This window comes from Pseudomonas paracarnis (assembly GCF_904063055.1).
Classification (GTDB): Bacteria; Pseudomonadota; Gammaproteobacteria; order Pseudomonadales; family Pseudomonadaceae; genus Aquipseudomonas; species Aquipseudomonas paracarnis.
On sequence record NZ_CAJFCN010000008.1, the window covers coordinates 63,015 to 78,832 of the forward strand.

Genomic DNA, 15,818 nt, shown 5'->3' on the forward strand with positions numbered 1-15,818 from the left:
ACGCTATGGCTATTAATGTTTTTAATTCGCATAGCAAAAGCTTCTATCGCCCTATAGATGCCGCATTGCGCTGGTGCAATCTCACTCGCTACGAAGCCCAAATTATGCAGGCGGATTGGTCTCGTCCTGAGAACCTTGCAACCCTCTTTCCCCAATGGCCCAATCTTCACATCGCTGTCGAAAGGATTTTAGACGCCATACGCAATGGAGAACTGCCGTACGGCTGCCTCGGCGTTTCTGTTCCTTTGGGAAGCTACGTAGAGCCCTATCAGCTGACCATACGCCATTCAGACTTACGCCGCTGGATGGAAATTCATTATCCCGACCATAAGCCCAGCTTTTTATTCGAGTCCGGTGAGGATACATCTGCAAAGGTCAGTCTCGGAACGTTTCTTTCAGTGAAAGCAGATCGAGACGAGTTATCGAGAGCGTTGAAAGCGCAACAGCAACACATTCAAGAAATCTTGGGAGAACTCCAGTCGATTGGACTTGAAAGAGATGATCTCAAAGCCTTGGCCAAAACGAATGGTCAACTCAGCGAGCGTAGTGAACTGACCTATCACAATATGATCGGGGCATTGGTCAGCCTTCTTTTGGACCATTCGCCCGCCGGAAAACCTCTTTCGGTATTCACGAATCAAGCAGCCATCGTCGACGCCATTGTCGCCCGTCACAAAGATGTGCCCGGCCTCAGCAAGCGGACGCTGGATGAAAAGTTTGCCGTGGCCAATCGTAGCCTCAAGAAAAACAACTGATCCAGTCAATTGCGTTGCAATGGGCTTGATTGCAGTGCAATGACTCAGCCGCGCTAGTGCGATTCAATCCAAGTCACTTCCCACCACGCGCCAACAGGCGCCAGGAGTGACTAGCATGTCCAACCCATCGGTACCCGCACTCGAAGCACCTCAACCCCAACGCCACATCATGCGACGTGACGAGGTTGAACTAAAAACCGGCTTCAAACGTGCGCATATTTACAACCTGATGAAGGAAGGCAAGTTCCCGCGGGCGAAGCGTATCGGGCTGCGCGCAGTCGGCTGGGACTCTCTGGAAATCGAACACTGGATTGCAGAACGCCTTTCACAACAGGAGTGAGGGTGATGCACGTGGTCTCGGTGGTTTCCACCAAGGGTGGTGTAGGCAAAACTACAGTAGCGGCGAACCTCGGCGGCCTGTTGGCCGATGCTGGTCTCCGTGTTCTGCTCTTGGATCTGGATAGCCAACCCACCCTCTCCAGTTATTATTCATTGAGCCAGAAAGCGCAGGCAGGTGCGTACGAGCTCATTGCACTCAATCTAACAATACCTGAACGAATAATTTCTAGGACTGCAGTCGTCGGTCTCGACCTGATTTTCTCTAATGACGATCAAGGTCGACTGAGCACTTTGTTGCTACATGCCCCTGACGGACGACTACGCCTACACAATTTGCTCAACGATTTGCATCTCAATTATGACCTGCTTTTGATTGATACTCAGGGAGCCCGCGGTGTGCTGTTGGAAATGGCCATCTTGGCCTCCGATCTCGCCCTCTCTCCCATCACGCCGGAAATGCTCGCTGCCCGCGAAATGCGTCGGGGCACCTTAAAACTACTGAGTGAGCTCGAACCGTTTCGTCATCTAGGCATCGACCCGCCGCCGTTGCGGCTCTTACTGAACCAAGTGAACGTCAATCGAGTGGACACCCGGATGATCATCCGAAGCCTGCGCGAGAATTTCGCAGAGGCTACCAATATCTCGGTTCTAGACACCGTAATCCCGGACCGGGTGGCGTACCTCAATGCCGCCTCCCTCGGCTTACCGGCCCACCGAATAGATGCTCGCCCGTCGAGTAAACGCCGACGCTCGCAGTCTGCGCTAGAAGTAATGCAAGCGCTGGCAATCGAATTATTCCCGGAATGGCGCGAAGCGGTCTCATCGGTAATGAGGTGTGCGGAGTCTCGATAAACCAAATCGCCCAATTAGCTTTTTCACCGAATTATTTTTGTTTGATCGACCTTGAAGCCATCAGGGCTTGGTAAGGAGTTTTCTAATGTTGGATCAGTTTCCTATCGTTGTTCAGCCTTCCATTCGACCACACGACGCGGCTTGCGGGGAGTGCTGCACTTTAGTTTTTCGTTTGCAAGGGGGGCGCTCGGCCATGTTGTGGTTCCTCGCAGAACTCTCCCAACATTTCGAAGGTTCAGGGACTGCCGAAATCGTGAAATTCGAGGTCGGTGACCATTTGCGTAGCCGGCGTTAACCGAGGCGGTTCAGATGAAGAAGCTCAGTCAGGAGGAAATTACCGACAAGCTGCACCAGGACCACTTCACTCAAGGTCCTGGACTGGAGCGACTGTCCGATCCCGTCATCGACACTCCCATGCTGGTCACTCTGGAACAGTTACGTCCCTACGAACACAACCCACGCTTCATTCGTAACCCGCTTTATGACGATATCAAGGCGTCGATCCGTGAACGCGGGCTGGATCAACCGCCACCGATAACCCGCCGCCCGGGTGAAACCTCTTTCATCATCCGCAACGGCGGTAATACGCGCTTAGCCATTCTCGGCGAACTGTGGCAGGAAACTCGCGACGAGCGTTTCTTTCGGATCCACTGCCTGTTCCGACCTTGGGGCAATGAAATCACCGCCCTACTCGGCCATTTGGCGGAAAGCGACCTGCACGGTCAACTCACGTTCATCGAACGGGCGCTGGCAGTAGCCAAACTCAAAACCATGCTTGAGTCCGATGGCGCAGATCTATCACAACGGGAGCTGGCTCGACGTCTTGCCGCTGGAGGCTATCCGATTTCGCAGTCGCATATCAGCCGTATGCTGGACACCCTCGAACACTTATTGCCCGCCATTCCACAAACTCTGTATGCCGGATTGGGTAAGCCTCAGATAGAGCGCCTGATCGGTCTACGTAGTCAGGCTGAGCGAACCTGGAATCGTTATCCAACCGCTGCCGTTTCATTTGCAGAGTTCTGGCTAGAAACCATGGGCTACTTCGATGGCGATCCTGAATCTTTTGATCTTGAGCAGATCCAGGACGAATTGCTCGAACGCATGAGCCACCTGCTTGGACAGTCCTACCGTATGCTGGCCCTGGAGCTGAGCGATACCCAACGGGTCGTCGCCACGCCTGGGGCTGTCACCACCACGCCTCCAGAAAACAGCCATCGGCCAAGCGTGCATGAAACTGCGGCAGAGTCGCCCTCCTCCGACGCTAATCCCGAATCAACTGATGCCCAGAGCAAGATAGAACCAATTTCAGAAGAACGGCTCACAGCCCCCGAAAAAAATACTTCACCTGCGGTCAGTCATCTATCACGCGTTCAACAGATTCGTGAGCAAATCGATCGCGAGATCTCCACCGAGCCGACGTCTCCAGTCGAAACCTGCCCAATCGACGACCTTTGGATCATCACACCACAGCTGGATACACCTGAACAACTGCGTTTAGCCATTGCTGGACTGGCTCGAGAAATGGCGGCCTATGCCGGAGATGCCGAGAGCATCATTGATCAAAAGCGTGGCTTGGGCTTCGCCCTGAACATTGAGCGACTCGATCTTTCAGCGCCTCGCTCGACGGGCGTTCACCTAATGCTCCTGGCCCTGTTACGGGCTCAAGACGAGGTGAACTGGGAGGATCGCAAGCAAATCCCCTCCGCACTGTTCGGGCAGTTGTTGCTGGGGGTCTATCAACTCCCTCTACCAGATAGACCAGTCACGGACGTGGGCCTGGAGCGACTGCCTGACAGTATGCTAATCAAACTGTTTCGCCTGATCCGCTTGGCCCGGCGCCTAATCGACTTAACACTCATCTTTGAAGACAAAAACTCACCGGAGGAGCTGAGATGAATTTGTCCTTCAATATGCTCAATCAAGCCATGCTAACCCAGGTACTGCACGAACTACGCCTGGGCAACCTGCAACGCTGCAAGGCACTTGGACTGAGTGAGGATGACATCTTCATGCTGCAATCCTTACCACCGACCACGTTATCGCGCCTGGCCCATGCCACTGTCCCTTGGCTTGAGGTCAAGATTGACTCGCCGGTGCTGCATCGTTTGATCGAACAAGCTGAACGTGATGAACAGAACGAACGGTTGATCAACCGAGCGCTCAAACTCGGCGCCAGCAGCACCATTATGTACCAGTGTTTTGGCTTGGCGCATTCGGAAACAGCCATGCGTCGGCGTCTACTCAAGATAGAAACTCGTAAAGGCCGCCCCCAACATTTAAGCGAAGCGCAGGAGCATGCGTTGTGGCAACGTTGGTGCCAAATACGAACAGAGGACGGCACCGAGGATAAACTCGACGCTATGATGATGCTTGCCGAAGAACAGCAGATCAGCTTGACCATCGTTTGGCAGCAAATCGACCAGTACAGCAACAAAACATGAATGCTGTTCCTGCCAGTCGCTGGCAACGTGTCCTGCAGCAATGCACACAGCAGCTGCATGAGCGCTGGCCAGCCCGCCCTGCCACTGAACAGCCCTCCAATCAGGCTCTACAGGCTGGCTTTCTGTTCAGTGGCCAATCACACGAAGTCGTGCCGCGTCGCCTGCTGTTGGATAGTCGGCTGACGCCACTGGAACGTAATGCCTGGCAAGTGTTTCGACTCATGCTGCAAGGCCAGGGCGTGGTCACGCCGCGCTATGAGGATCTGCAGCCTTACTTATCGAGTGTGCCCTACGGCGCCTTAGCCTCCCGTGAAACCATTGCTCGGGTGTTGACGATGCTCAGGTTGACGCGCTGGCTCAGTTTGGTGAGTCGCGGACGCGATCAGCTCAGCGGACGTCTCCAAGGTTCTCTGTATGTCCTGCACGATGAGCCGTTAACCCCCGCCGAAGCCTTGGAACTGGATCAGGATTACCTGGCGCTGGTCGGACATGCCCTCGGTCATGCCACCAAGGCGGTGCGTATTGTCGCCCAGCACGTTGTGGAGGAAGTCCGCCAAGACACGAATATCGATCAGGATCGGTTACCGACGCGGCTCGACAGTTGGGGCGAACTTTGGGCGCAGCAAGGATTGGATCCGGCAACCGATGCCACTCTGCACGATTCCGAACGGAGGGAAGATGCCCTCGTTCGGAATCGTGCAGGCCCTCGTTCGGATTCCGAACCGAGTCTGAACGCCAGTGTTTCCCGCACCGTTCGGAATCCGAACGCCGCCTGTACTGTATTAAAAGAAAGTATTTGTACAGTACCGCGCGCGACCCCAGCGGTGGTTAACCTGCACTGGCCTGCTGCGCTGCACCTGAGCCCAAACGAGCGTCAGGCCATCGCCGTGGCGCTGAACAAGCTCAAGCCCGCGGATCGGCAGGCGGTGCTCAACGAAGCGGGAGCACGCTGTACGGCCGGCGGTATCCGCAAGCCAGCGGCGTATCTGATGGGTCTGATCCAGCGTGCGCTGAAAGGTGACTTTCGTCCTTGGGCAGGTCAGGCCGAACCGTCACCCATTGCAGAACCGCCCCCACCCGCCCCCTCGCGGCCATCTCGACAACAGGGCGAACCCGCGTCTGCCCTTGCCCAAGCGTGCCTGAATGAGCTGCGCCAACTGCGTGGCAAACGCGGTGGACGTCAGTAGATTTGATGCCAGTGGCATCAAATCCAGGGAGTTCCACTCTACGAACACATCGGACCATACCATGAAATTTTTAGGAAAAAGCCGGGGCATCTCCTCCCATGAACGTAGACGTCAATGGATTTGATGCCACTGGCATCAAATCCACTGACGTCTCCATAGTTAACCCTCTTAAACCAAACCGAACAGACCGCATTCAGCTTTTTGGCTGTCCTTCACCTTCATCTGTCGCAACGTTCCTGTCCAAGCGAATGCGAGGACACCACCGTGGCCGATCACTATCAACTCAATCTGGGTTCATTGCGCAGCAGCATCACCCTGACCCTGCACACCCACCATGCCGCCCGTATCTGGCAAGGTCGAGCCGCACGCGAAGGCGTCCACTCGATCATGGGTATGGCCGGCTACATCAGTGTCACCAACCTGATCAAACAAACCGCGGCCCAGGACGATCCCTATGCCGATTGGGCCATCGTGCAACTCGAAGAAAAACTGATGCAGGCCAAGGCTGGGATGCGGGAACTGACCCAACAGCTGGATCGGATCAGACAGGACCTGCCGACACAGATCGACATGGGGGACAACCTCAACATCCACCCCGTCACCTTGCCGTTGTACATCGGCAGCCAGCTGGGTTTTCTCGCGGTCTACCTGCTGACCGACTACGACACCCTGGTGCGTCGTACCCTGTTGGCCCATCACACCGCCCTGATCGGCCGTATCGACATGGAAGCCTGGATCGACGACGGCGCCCATCTGCTGCGTAGCCTGTTCAGTCAGGCACAGCGCTATCGGCATGCCGGCGTCACGCGTGATGACATGGCGGCGAACAACGCCCGGGCCATTGCGGCCATTGAGAAACTGGGTTTGCCCCCGATGGACATTCTTGAGGGTCATCGCCGCTCCCAGTTTGCACCGCCAATCACTCGCCGTGGTGCGGTGGCAGTGGATGATGCCGACGCGTTGGCAGAGGACGCGGGAGAGCCCTCTGCGACAGTGGATGAGCCGGAGGACGAAGCATGAATCCGATGATCCCGGCTCAACCAATGCCCTTCGAAGCGTTAACACCGGATGCCTATCGACAGCTCGAACACGCAGCCTCCCTAAAAGGCCTTTTAAAACCTTTTAAGGGTAAGGGGGAGTTGGAGCACCTGGCGCAGGTGGCGAGGGAAATCGAGGCGCAGTTATGTCACCTGATGGAGGCTGTGGTGCAGCAAGCCGGACAGCCCCCTTACTCGCTGCTGGACATTCGTTTAGTGCTGCAGAACACCAGCGCAGGCAGCACCTTTTTGCGTTGGCGCACCCGTGACTTCGCCCGTATGGGGGTTGCGGTCTGGGAACGCCAGATCTGCAACAACGCCCTGCCGCAGGCCGTACGCGAGAGATTGCACCGCTTCGAATGCGATCGCATTGCACTGAACCTGCAGATGAGCGTGGTGCATTCGCTCTACCGCCAGGCCACGACCTGCGCGATCAACATGGCCAGTGCCGAACGGCTGCTGCGCCAGTTCACACCCGCAGTGGAGGTATCACGATGAGTACTTTTTTCGTTGGCGAAGGCAATATCGGCAGTGCGCCAGAATTCCAGGAGTTCGCCTCTGGCAATGACGAGCCGCGGCGTTTGCTACGGCTGAATGTGTACTTTGACAACCCCATCCCACGCGAGGGCAGCTATGAAGATCGGGGCGGCTATTGGGCGCCGGTTGAGCTCTGGCACCGTGAGGCTGAACACTGGAGCACCCTGTACCAGAAAGGCATGCGCGTACTGGTCGAAGGTCGTACGGTGCGCGATGAGTGGGAGGACAGCGAAGACAATGCGCGGGTGACCTTCAAGATCGAGGCCCGTCGAGTCGGCATCCTGCCTCACCGGGTGCACAGCGTGGTCATGCGGGAACGCTCCAGTGAACCGACGACCGCTCAAAATACTGAGCAGGCCAGCTCGCCGACCTCGAAACCCAGGAAACACAGAGGGCAATCACCTAAGGCCTGAACGACTTCAGGCATAAAAATTGCGCCTTTGCGCGAAGTTCCTGGCCTGTCATTGCTCGCGGCTCATGAAGCCCCCCACCCAGTTACAAACGCTCCAATAAGGTAGCAGCTTCAGCCCATTCAAAGCCGCCCTCACCGACTAATATGAGGAACCTGCCATTCGGGTTTCTCATATCTCGCACCTGCTACTTCGAACAACGCTGCTCCGAACTCAATCCGGAGTAGTTATATGCGCCTCTTCCTCTGCGAAAAACCTTCCCAGGGTCGTGACATCGCCAAGGTTCTCGGAGCCACTCGGCGTGGTGATGGTTGCCTAATCGGCCCCGAGACAACTGTCACCTGGTGTATCGGCCACCTACTGGAGACGGCCCCGCCTGAAACCTACGGCATTCAGTACAAAAACTGGTCGTTGGATCATCTACCTATCATTCCCGTGCAGTGGCAGGTCGAGGTCAAACCCAAGACTGCCGCGCAGTTCAAAATCATCAAACGCCTGCTCAGCGAAACCACCACCGTTGTCATCGCAACCGACGCCGACCGAGAAGGTGAGATGATTGCCCGCGAGTTGCTGGAGCTCTGCAAGTATCCAGGCTCCGTTCAGCGCCTCTGGTTGTCCGCCCTCAACGAGGCGTCGATTCGCAAAGCCCTCTCCTCGCTGAAGTCTGGTCAGGAGACCTTCCCGCTCTATCACTCGGCCCTCGCCCGCAGCCGTGCCGACTGGCTGATCGGCATGAACCTCAGTCGTTTGTTTACCCTTCTTGGTCGGCGGGCAGGCTACGACGGCGTTTTGTCAGTGGGGCGCGTCCAGACACCCACCTTACGTCTGGTGGTCGATCGGGATCGTGCGATTGCCGGCTTCGTCCCGGTACCTTACTGGAACATTGAGGTACACCTATCGTCGATGGGCCAGCGATTCATCGCGGCGTGGTTACCGCCATGCTCAGGACGGGACGAGTCGGGGCGTTGCCTACAACAAGTGCTTGCCCATCACGCGGTCCAAACAATCACCGACGAGAAGTCCGCCACGGTAATCTCGTTACATACTGAGCACTTCCGAGAACCGCCGCCCCTGCCCTTCGACCTAAGCACGTTGCAGGAAGTCTGCTCGCGTAAGCTGGGGCTCGGCGTCCAGGAAACCCTGAACATCGCCCAAGCCCTGTATGAAACCCACAAAGCCACCACCTACCCGCGCAGCGATTGCCGCTATTTGCCAGAGAATATGTTCAACGAGGCTCCCGCGGTACTAGACGCCCTGCTCAAAACGGATCCTGCACTCAGACCTGCATTCGAGGACCTCGATCAATCATTGCGCTCCCGCGCATGGAACAATGCCAAGGTCACTGCGCACCACGGCATCATCCCCACCATCGAACCGGCAAACCTGGTGCGGATGTCCGAACAAGAACGCCATGTCTACGAACTGATCCGTAGCCACTACCTAGTGCAGTTTCTTCCGCATCATGAGTTTGATCGGACCCAGGTCGAACTGGCGTGTGGCGAAGAACGATTGACCGCTGTGGGCAAACTGATCTTGGTCCAGGGCTGGAAAAGCTTACTCTCCGAAAACACCGAGGAGGATGAGCCCAGTCACAAATCCCAAGTCTTACCCATCTTGCAAAAGGGAGCGCAGTGCGCAGTGGACAATGCCGAACTCAAATCCATGCAAACGGCCGCTCCTAAACCTCTCACCGAGGGTGATCTGATCAAGGCGATGAAAAACGTCGCCAAGCTTGTCAACGACCCACGCCTGAAACAGAAACTTCGGGACACCACCGGTATCGGAACCGAAGCCACACGAGCCGGCATTATCAAAGGGTTAATTGATCGCGGTTATTTGCTGAAGAAAAAACGCGCCTTGATGGCCACCGCCGCGGCCCATACCCTGATCGAGGCGGTACCAGCAGCAGTCGCAGATCCGGGTATGACCGCAATCTGGGAACAGGCGTTGGACGAAATCGAAGCGGGACGCCTGACCCTAGATGCGTTCGTTGCCAAGCAGGCGAACTGGATTGCGCAGTTGATCGCACACTGCCGCTCGCTCACGTTGGCAATAGCGCTCGAAACGAACCCAGGCTGTCCCATGTGCAACGCCTCAATGCTCAAACGAAAGGGCAAATCAGGACCGTTCTGGTCATGCTCCCGATATCCGGATTGCAAAGGCACTGTGTCAATCAGTAAAGATACGCGTCGCTCATAATGTTCCATGGGGCGATAACCATGAAAATGGTGCGTTCTCCGCCTTGACCTAGTCCCATCCTCTCTGCTGTAGTGGCTCAGGGTAATCGCCAACGGCAACCCAAGGCCGATTAGCTCCGGGCAGTTCGGTCAAACTCTTCGAGTTCGGAGTCTCCTCTTCTGCGGGATCTCGTTCCCGTTTTGTGCTCGACCTGATTGTGGTGGCGGATGACCACTGTTGCCTCTACCCGGCAATAGCGGTCATCCGCTTCGGCGATCGTATTCAGTCCCGGAGCCCACCGGGGAAACAAGGGGCACCCTTTGTGCGCGGATGCGTGCCAGCATGTTCCGACCCAGGCCACGACAAGGATCGGTTGACGAATCATTGCGCAGTTCAACCAAGTTTTGCGAGGAGCTTGTCGACTGCGTAAGACCGTCAAAGGTGGCTTTTCTGTTCCTTGCCTGACACTCCGTCAGGCCCACTCTTCATTTTGTTCATGCCAGTGAATAGTAACCGTCCGGCCATGTCATCTACCCAGCCCCGCAAAGCCAAGACATCGAGTGCACTCAAATTTAAGTGAGCACCAGATCTAGCCTTTAAACGGGTATTTCATGCAGCCAACACTCGGTTCCTATTCCAAGGCCTTCAAAGCCCAGGTCATTCAATATGGGTGCCCAGCACGGCACTACAATTGCCAGCATCGCATTCAGCCGTAAGCGTGCCCGTGGAAGTCGCAAGGCTGGCATGACGCTTTTTTTTGTAAAATTTTTGACGATAGGATGAAGCGTACTCTTCAGAAACTGCTCGTGCCGCCGATGGCCCAGAGGAGCCAAATTCAACCTTCGGGGTTTCAATGCTAGTAAGCAGCTATAACAGCGTGTATGTGCTGTTTTCCTTCGCCGTAGCGATCCTGGCGTCTTATACCGCGCTGGACATGACTGGTCGAGTCACCCGTACCGAAGGCAAAGCATCGGCACTTTGGCTTGCCGGTGGATCTTCCGCCATGGGCACGGGCCTCTGGTCGATGCATTTTATTGGCATGTTGGCCTTCCAACTGCCCATCGAGCTGGGTTACGACCTGACGCTGACTGGCTTATCGTTGTTGATCGCCATCGCCTCCTCCGCCTTTGCTTTGTGGCTAGCATGCCAGACGGAAATGCCACTGCCGCGTTTGCTGCTTGGTGCGGTGCTCATGGGTATCGGAATTGCATCCATGCACTACGTTGGAATGGCGGCGCTGCTGATGAATCCTGTAGTGGAATACGTTCCGTCGTTGTTCGCGCTATCGGTGCTGATTGCTATCCTTGCTTCGGGCGTGGCTTTGTGGATCGCTTTCCGCCTGCGTGGCGAAGGTCAGTACATCAATCGTACACGCATCGGCGCCTCGTTAATTATGGGGTGTGCCATTGTTGGAATGCACTATACCGGAATGGCGGCTGCCCAATTTCCTATCGGGAGCGTGTGCGGAGCGGTCAATGCAGGCATTGATAGCAACTGGCTAATGGTTTTGGTGATTCTGATCACGCTGGCTGTCTGCGCTATTGCCTTGATCGTATCAATGCTTGACGTCCGCACCAGCATACTTGCCAGCTCCCTTGACCTCGCAAACAGTGAACTGGTGCAGCTAGCTCTTCACGACAATCTTACTCGCCTCCCTAACCGTATCCTCCTAAACGACCGTCTTCAGCAAGCGATTCATAAAGCCATCAGGCAGAAGAGCCACTTTGCCGTACTCTTCATGGATCTGGATGGTTTCAAAGCTGTTAACGATACTTACGGTCATCACACTGGCGACCAGTTGCTTCTGCAAGTAGCAAAGCGAATCAACGACGCCAAACGCGGCGAAGATACGGTGGCTCGCCTCGGAGGCGACGAGTTCGTTCTGCTTATCGATCCCGGCGAACCTGAAGACGCTGCGATGTTGGCGCAACGCTTGGTGGAAAATATTCGATTACCTTACGTACTTGGGCGGCAGACAGTGCATGTGTCCGCTAGCATCGGTATCGCTATATTCCCAGAAAATGGCCTAACCGAGCATGAGCTGATGGTCAATGCCGATGCGGCTATGTACCACGCCAAGGAGCAGGGCCGCGATGGCTACTGCTTCTTTGAAAAAGCTATGAACGTTAACGCTCACCTGCAGTTGGAAATGCAACAGGATCTGCGGTGCGCACTGGATCGGAATGAATTTATCCTGCACTTCCAGCCGAAGATGCTCGCCCCAAATGGCCCTATGATCGGCGTTGAAGCTTTACTGCGTTGGAACAAGCCAGGTTTGGGCTTGGTGCCGCCCGTCCGTTTCCTGCCCTTGGCAGAGCGTACTGGATTGATCGTGCCAATCGGTAGCTGGGTAATCCATGAGGCGTGCCGGCAGATGGCCGAATGGCAAGCGTTAGGCGAAGGTAAAGACGAATGGAGTATTGCGGTCAACATTTCGACGGTACAACTGGCCCATGCAAAGCTCGTTGATGTCGTGCGCAATGCCCTGCAAAGCAGTGGCCTGCCCCCCCGTTTCCTGACACTGGAAGTTACCGAATCTACGGCGATGCGGGACGCTGAAGCTGCTTTGATTGTTCTTGATCAATTGGCAGCATTGGGCGTGAATATCTCCATCGACGACTTTGGTACCGGTTATTCCAGCCTGCTTTATCTTAAGCGCCTACCAGCCAACGAACTGAAGATCGACCGAGGTTTTATCACCGAGCTGGCTAAGTGTAACGATGACGCGGCTATCGTTTCGGCCATAGTAGCGCTCGGTAAAACGCTGGGGCTGAGGATCGTTGCAGAGGGTGTGGAAACCGCTGAACAACAACAGATGCTTACCGAGTTGGGTTGCGACATTTTGCAAGGTTACCTGCTGGGCAAGCCGATGAGCGCAGAGAGGATGCTGGAAAGCTTAAGCGCGACCAAGACTCTAGCGTGATACTGCACAAGCCATAGATTCAAGTTGGTGCTTGCTGGTGCAATTTGCAGACCCGCTACATCACCTGATTTAAGCATCAGTTAAACATTCGAATTGGGATTTACGGCTTCTCCTCATTCGTCCGATAGTAAAATTCACTCTAAGGCTAATCAATGTTCAACAAGGCAATCAAGCAGACCTTGGCTGAGGCTCTGCAAAAGCTTCAGGCCGCAGAAGCAAGGGCCGTGGCCGTTGACCGTTCGACGGCAACAATTGAATTTAAACCCGATGGCACCATCATAGGTGCCAATGAGAACCTTCTTACCACCATGGGCTACCGACTGGAGGAGATCGTCGGACAGCACCATCGTATTTTCTGTTTTCCTGATTACCAGGCGAGTGCCGACTATCGTAAGTTCTGGCAGCGCCTGGCTGGTGGCGAGTACATACGTGAACGTTTCCTGAGGCGTAATAAGCAAGGCCTGGAGGTCTGGCTCGAAGCCAGCTACAACCCTATCCGAGGCGCCGATGGTCGCGTCGAAGGCGTGCTGAAGCTGGCCACCGACATTACTACTCAGGTGATCCGTGAGCAGGAGCAGAGCAGCATGGTTCAGGCCATCAGTCGCTCGATGGCTGCGATTTCCTTTAACTTGAAAGGTGAGGTTCTCGACGCCAACGAAAACTTCGAGCAGGCCATGGGCTATCGCCTGGATGAGATTCGGGGAAAGCACCACCGCATGTTCTGCACACGAGGTGAAGCGGACTCTCCTGAATACCGCGATTTCTGGGAGCGACTGAACCGTGGTGAGTTCTTCTCTGGACGCTTCCAGCGACTCAACCGGCATGGCGATACCGTCTGGCTGAGCGCAACCTACAACCCGGTATTCGATGCCAGTGGCCGGCTTTACAAAGTAGTTAAGTTTGCCCGTGATATTACGTCCCAAGTGCGCCAGCAGCAGGCAGAATCCGATGCAGCCACGTTCGCCTACAATATATCCCAGCAGACGGACAGAAGCGCTCGCCATGGTGCCGAGGTCATTAGTGAAACGGTCGAGGTGGTACAAGGCATAGCAGCCGAGCTCTCACGAGCGGCTGAAGGCATCACTGCAGTCAATCAGCAGTCAGAGATGATCCGCAGCATCGTGCAGACCATCCGAGGTATCGCCGAGCAGACCAACCTACTTGCTCTAAATGCTGCTATCGAAGCTGCAAGGGCGGGTGAACAAGGCCGAGGTTTTGCGGTGGTCGCCGATGAAGTACGAAACCTTGCAGCCCGCACGGCGCAGGCCACCGTGGAAATCGTCGATGTTGTGAAGCGCAACCATGAACTAGCGCAGGATGCTGTGGAGAGCATGCAGGCTAGTCGCCAAAAGGTCGATCAAGGCGTCGATTTGGTCAGCCAAGCCGGCTTTGTGATAGAGGAAATTCAGAGCGGAGCACGGCAAGTAGTCGACGCCGTGCGCCAGTTCGCCGAGGCAAAGGAAGAGCTCTGATGTAACTGTATCGGGCACAACCTCGTAAGGCTGTTCCAATTTCTCACGATAAGCGTGCTTGTCCAATATGACATCATCGCTGCTTACTGGGCGCAACTGAACGTTTGCATCCGAGCATCACGTCTTACGCAATTAGACCGGTTGCCAAATATGCGGCAGCAAATGATCGATTTCACTCGCCCGCTGCGTCGGCAGGCGTGTGAGCACGTCCTTCAAATAGGCATACGGATCATGACCGTTGAGCCGCGCAGACTGGATCAAACTCATGATCGCCGCCGCCCGTTTTCCGCTGCGTAGCGACCCTGCGAAGAGCCAGTTCTTGCGTCCAAGAGCCCATGGTCGGATCTGGTTCTCTGCCCAATTGTTGTCTATGGGTACAGCCCCGTCATCGAGGTAGCGCGACAGCGCTGCCCAGCGTTTCAGGCTGTAATCGAGTGCTTTGCTGATGGCTGAGCCTTCGGGCACAAGGTCGCGCTGGGCGCTCATCCAGACATGTAGCATGTCCATTACCGGGACGGCTTTTTCTTTCCGTATTCGCCGCCGTAAATCCGGCTCCAGATCGCGGACTTCGCTCTCGATTTCGTACAACAACTGGATATAGCGCAGGGCTTGCTCAGCAAGCGTGCTTTTATTCGTAGCGTGCAGCTCGAAGAATTTGCGCCGTGCATGGGCCATGCAGCCGATTTCGGTCACGCCGAGTTCGAAGCTGGCTTTGTAACCGCCAAAATCGTCACAGACCAGCTTGCCCCTCCAGCCTTGCAGGAAGTTGCGAGCATGCTCTCCGGCACGGCTGGGGCTGAAGTCATAAACCACCGCTGCCACATCCGAGAACTGGCTGGTGGCGTAGGCCCAAACATAGGAACGGTGGGTTTTCTTTGTTCCCGGCATGAGCATTTGCACGGGTGTTTCATCGGCATGAATAATCTGCTGCCCGAGTACCACTTCGCGCAGCGCATCGACCAGCGGCTGCAACTGAACCCCAGTCACGCCAACCCATTCGGCCAAGGTTGAGCGTGGAATCGCCAGGCCCGCTCGACCGAAGATCGATTCCTGACGGTAAAGCGGTAAATGGTCAGCAAACTTGGCAATCATGACGTGGGCCAGCAGCCCAGCGGTTGGGATGCCCTTGTCGATGATCTGAGCCGGAACCGGTGCCTGGATAAGCGTTTCGCAGTCATCGCAGACCCATTTGCCACGTACATGACGCTCGACGGTGAACACGCCCGGTGTGTAATCCAACTTCTCACTGACATCTTCACCGATGCGTTTCAGCGCGCAGCCGCATGGGCAGTGAGTGTTGTCAGGTTCGTGATGGATCAGTGTGCGTGGAAACTCAGCCGGCAATGCAGTGCGCTTGGGCTTCTGCTTTTTCTCGGTCGCCGCTGGCACTGTTTGCAAGGCCTGAAGCTCTGCTTCAATCGCTGCGATATCTGTATCGATCAGGTCATCGAGCAAACTGGCCTGCTCAGGATTCATCTGCTCGCTGCGCTTGGCAAATTTCAAGCGCTTGAGCTGCGCAATTTCGAAGGTCAGCTTCTCGATCACCGTCTGATCGCGGTTGATCTTCTTGCCCATGGTTTCGACCGTCTTACCCATTGTTTCGACTTGCGAGAGCAATTGCGCAGCTAAGGCACGCAGTTGGTCGGGAGTCATTTGGTCGAGATTGGGAGAAGAAGTCATGCGC

General features: G+C 55.6%; 13 protein-coding genes and 2 pseudogenes. 14 read left to right on the top strand and 1 reads right to left on the bottom strand.

What is annotated here, in order from left to right:
• Positions 1-5: 5 nt before the first annotated feature.
• The 14 genes and pseudogenes from JMV15_RS17900 to JMV15_RS28710 form a co-directional block, all read left to right on the top strand.
• Positions 6-755, top strand: coding sequence for a caspase family protein (locus tag JMV15_RS17900; RefSeq protein ID WP_042558378.1), 750 nt, complete (start codon positions 6-8; stop codon positions 753-755).
• A 115-nt stretch (positions 756-870) separates the two neighbouring features.
• Complete coding sequence (locus tag JMV15_RS17905; protein WP_042558377.1) at positions 871-1,095, top strand: AlpA family transcriptional regulator; 225 nt, start codon at positions 871-873, stop codon at positions 1,093-1,095.
• Positions 1,096-1,100: 5 nt separating this feature from the next.
• Complete coding sequence (locus JMV15_RS17910) at positions 1,101-1,946, top strand: ParA family protein (RefSeq protein WP_042558376.1); 846 nt, start codon at positions 1,101-1,103, stop codon at positions 1,944-1,946.
• Between the two features lie 85 nt (positions 1,947-2,031).
• Positions 2,032-2,241, top strand: a complete 210-nt coding sequence (locus JMV15_RS28630) for a hypothetical protein (protein ID WP_042558375.1) — start codon at positions 2,032-2,034, stop codon at positions 2,239-2,241.
• A gap of 14 nt (positions 2,242-2,255) precedes the next feature.
• Positions 2,256-3,845 (top strand): ParB family protein, encoded by a 1,590-nt coding sequence (locus JMV15_RS17915; protein WP_042558374.1) that lies wholly within the window; start codon positions 2,256-2,258, stop codon positions 3,843-3,845.
• Positions 3,842-4,390, top strand: coding sequence for a DUF2857 domain-containing protein (locus JMV15_RS17920; protein ID WP_010565142.1), 549 nt, complete (start codon positions 3,842-3,844; stop codon positions 4,388-4,390). Before JMV15_RS17915 ends, JMV15_RS17920 begins: the two co-directional genes overlap by 4 nt.
• Entirely contained in the window at positions 4,387-5,577 is a 1,191-nt protein-coding gene (locus JMV15_RS17925; protein WP_131672194.1) for an STY4528 family pathogenicity island replication protein, read from the top strand. Before JMV15_RS17920 ends, JMV15_RS17925 begins: the two co-directional genes overlap by 4 nt.
• Positions 5,578-5,841: 264 nt before the next feature.
• A complete protein-coding gene (locus JMV15_RS17930) occupies positions 5,842-6,597 on the top strand; it encodes a PFL_4669 family integrating conjugative element protein (RefSeq protein ID WP_042558373.1) in 756 nt (251 codons plus the stop codon).
• Entirely contained in the window at positions 6,594-7,112 is a 519-nt protein-coding gene (locus JMV15_RS17935) for a DUF3158 family protein (protein ID WP_042558372.1), read from the top strand. The genes JMV15_RS17930 and JMV15_RS17935 overlap by 4 nt, the downstream gene beginning before the upstream one ends.
• Positions 7,109-7,564, top strand: a complete 456-nt coding sequence (locus JMV15_RS17940) for a single-stranded DNA-binding protein (RefSeq protein ID WP_042558371.1) — start codon at positions 7,109-7,111, stop codon at positions 7,562-7,564. Before JMV15_RS17935 ends, JMV15_RS17940 begins: the two co-directional genes overlap by 4 nt.
• Positions 7,565-7,792: 228 nt before the next feature.
• Complete coding sequence (locus tag JMV15_RS17945) at positions 7,793-9,760, top strand: DNA topoisomerase III (protein ID WP_042558370.1); 1,968 nt, start codon at positions 7,793-7,795, stop codon at positions 9,758-9,760.
• Between the two features lie 832 nt (positions 9,761-10,592).
• Positions 10,593-12,662 (top strand): putative bifunctional diguanylate cyclase/phosphodiesterase, encoded by a 2,070-nt coding sequence (locus JMV15_RS17950; protein WP_094989982.1) that lies wholly within the window; start codon positions 10,593-10,595, stop codon positions 12,660-12,662.
• A gap of 152 nt (positions 12,663-12,814) precedes the next feature.
• A pseudogene (locus JMV15_RS28705) lies at positions 12,815-13,591 on the top strand (PAS domain-containing protein); the annotation flags it as partial.
• A gap of 105 nt (positions 13,592-13,696) precedes the next feature.
• A pseudogene (locus JMV15_RS28710) lies at positions 13,697-14,134 on the top strand (methyl-accepting chemotaxis protein); the annotation flags it as partial.
• A 132-nt stretch (positions 14,135-14,266) separates the two neighbouring features.
• On the opposite strand, the gene tnpC reads toward JMV15_RS28710, so the two are convergent.
• The gene (tnpC, locus tag JMV15_RS17960) at positions 14,267-15,814 is read right to left on the bottom strand and encodes an IS66 family transposase (RefSeq protein ID WP_034128274.1); all 1,548 of its coding nucleotides are present in this window, start codon (positions 15,812-15,814) and stop codon (positions 14,267-14,269) included.
• Positions 15,815-15,818: the final 4 nt, after the last annotated feature.

Excerpts from the sequence above, each read along its gene's own strand:
- JMV15_RS17910 (WP_042558376.1), top strand. The coding sequence starts at position 1,101 with ATGCACGTGGTCTCGGTGGTTTCCACCAAGGGTGGTGTAGGCAAAACT.
- JMV15_RS17915 (WP_042558374.1), top strand. The coding sequence starts at position 2,256 with ATGAAGAAGCTCAGTCAGGAGGAAATTACCGACAAGCTGCACCAGGAC.
- JMV15_RS17945 (WP_042558370.1), top strand. The coding sequence starts at position 7,793 with ATGCGCCTCTTCCTCTGCGAAAAACCTTCCCAGGGTCGTGACATCGCC.
- JMV15_RS17905 (WP_042558377.1), top strand. The coding sequence starts at position 871 with ATGTCCAACCCATCGGTACCCGCACTCGAAGCACCTCAACCCCAACGC.
- JMV15_RS17925 (WP_131672194.1), top strand. The coding sequence starts at position 4,387 with ATGAATGCTGTTCCTGCCAGTCGCTGGCAACGTGTCCTGCAGCAATGC.
- JMV15_RS28630 (WP_042558375.1), top strand. The coding sequence starts at position 2,032 with ATGTTGGATCAGTTTCCTATCGTTGTTCAGCCTTCCATTCGACCACAC.
- tnpC (WP_034128274.1), bottom strand. The coding sequence starts at position 15,814 with ATGACTTCTTCTCCCAATCTCGACCAAATGACTCCCGACCAACTGCGT.
- JMV15_RS17940 (WP_042558371.1), top strand. The coding sequence starts at position 7,109 with ATGAGTACTTTTTTCGTTGGCGAAGGCAATATCGGCAGTGCGCCAGAA.
- JMV15_RS17900 (WP_042558378.1), top strand. The coding sequence starts at position 6 with ATGGCTATTAATGTTTTTAATTCGCATAGCAAAAGCTTCTATCGCCCT.
- JMV15_RS17935 (WP_042558372.1), top strand. The coding sequence starts at position 6,594 with ATGAATCCGATGATCCCGGCTCAACCAATGCCCTTCGAAGCGTTAACA.
- JMV15_RS17950 (WP_094989982.1), top strand. The coding sequence starts at position 10,593 with ATGCTAGTAAGCAGCTATAACAGCGTGTATGTGCTGTTTTCCTTCGCC.
- JMV15_RS17920 (WP_010565142.1), top strand. The coding sequence starts at position 3,842 with ATGAATTTGTCCTTCAATATGCTCAATCAAGCCATGCTAACCCAGGTA.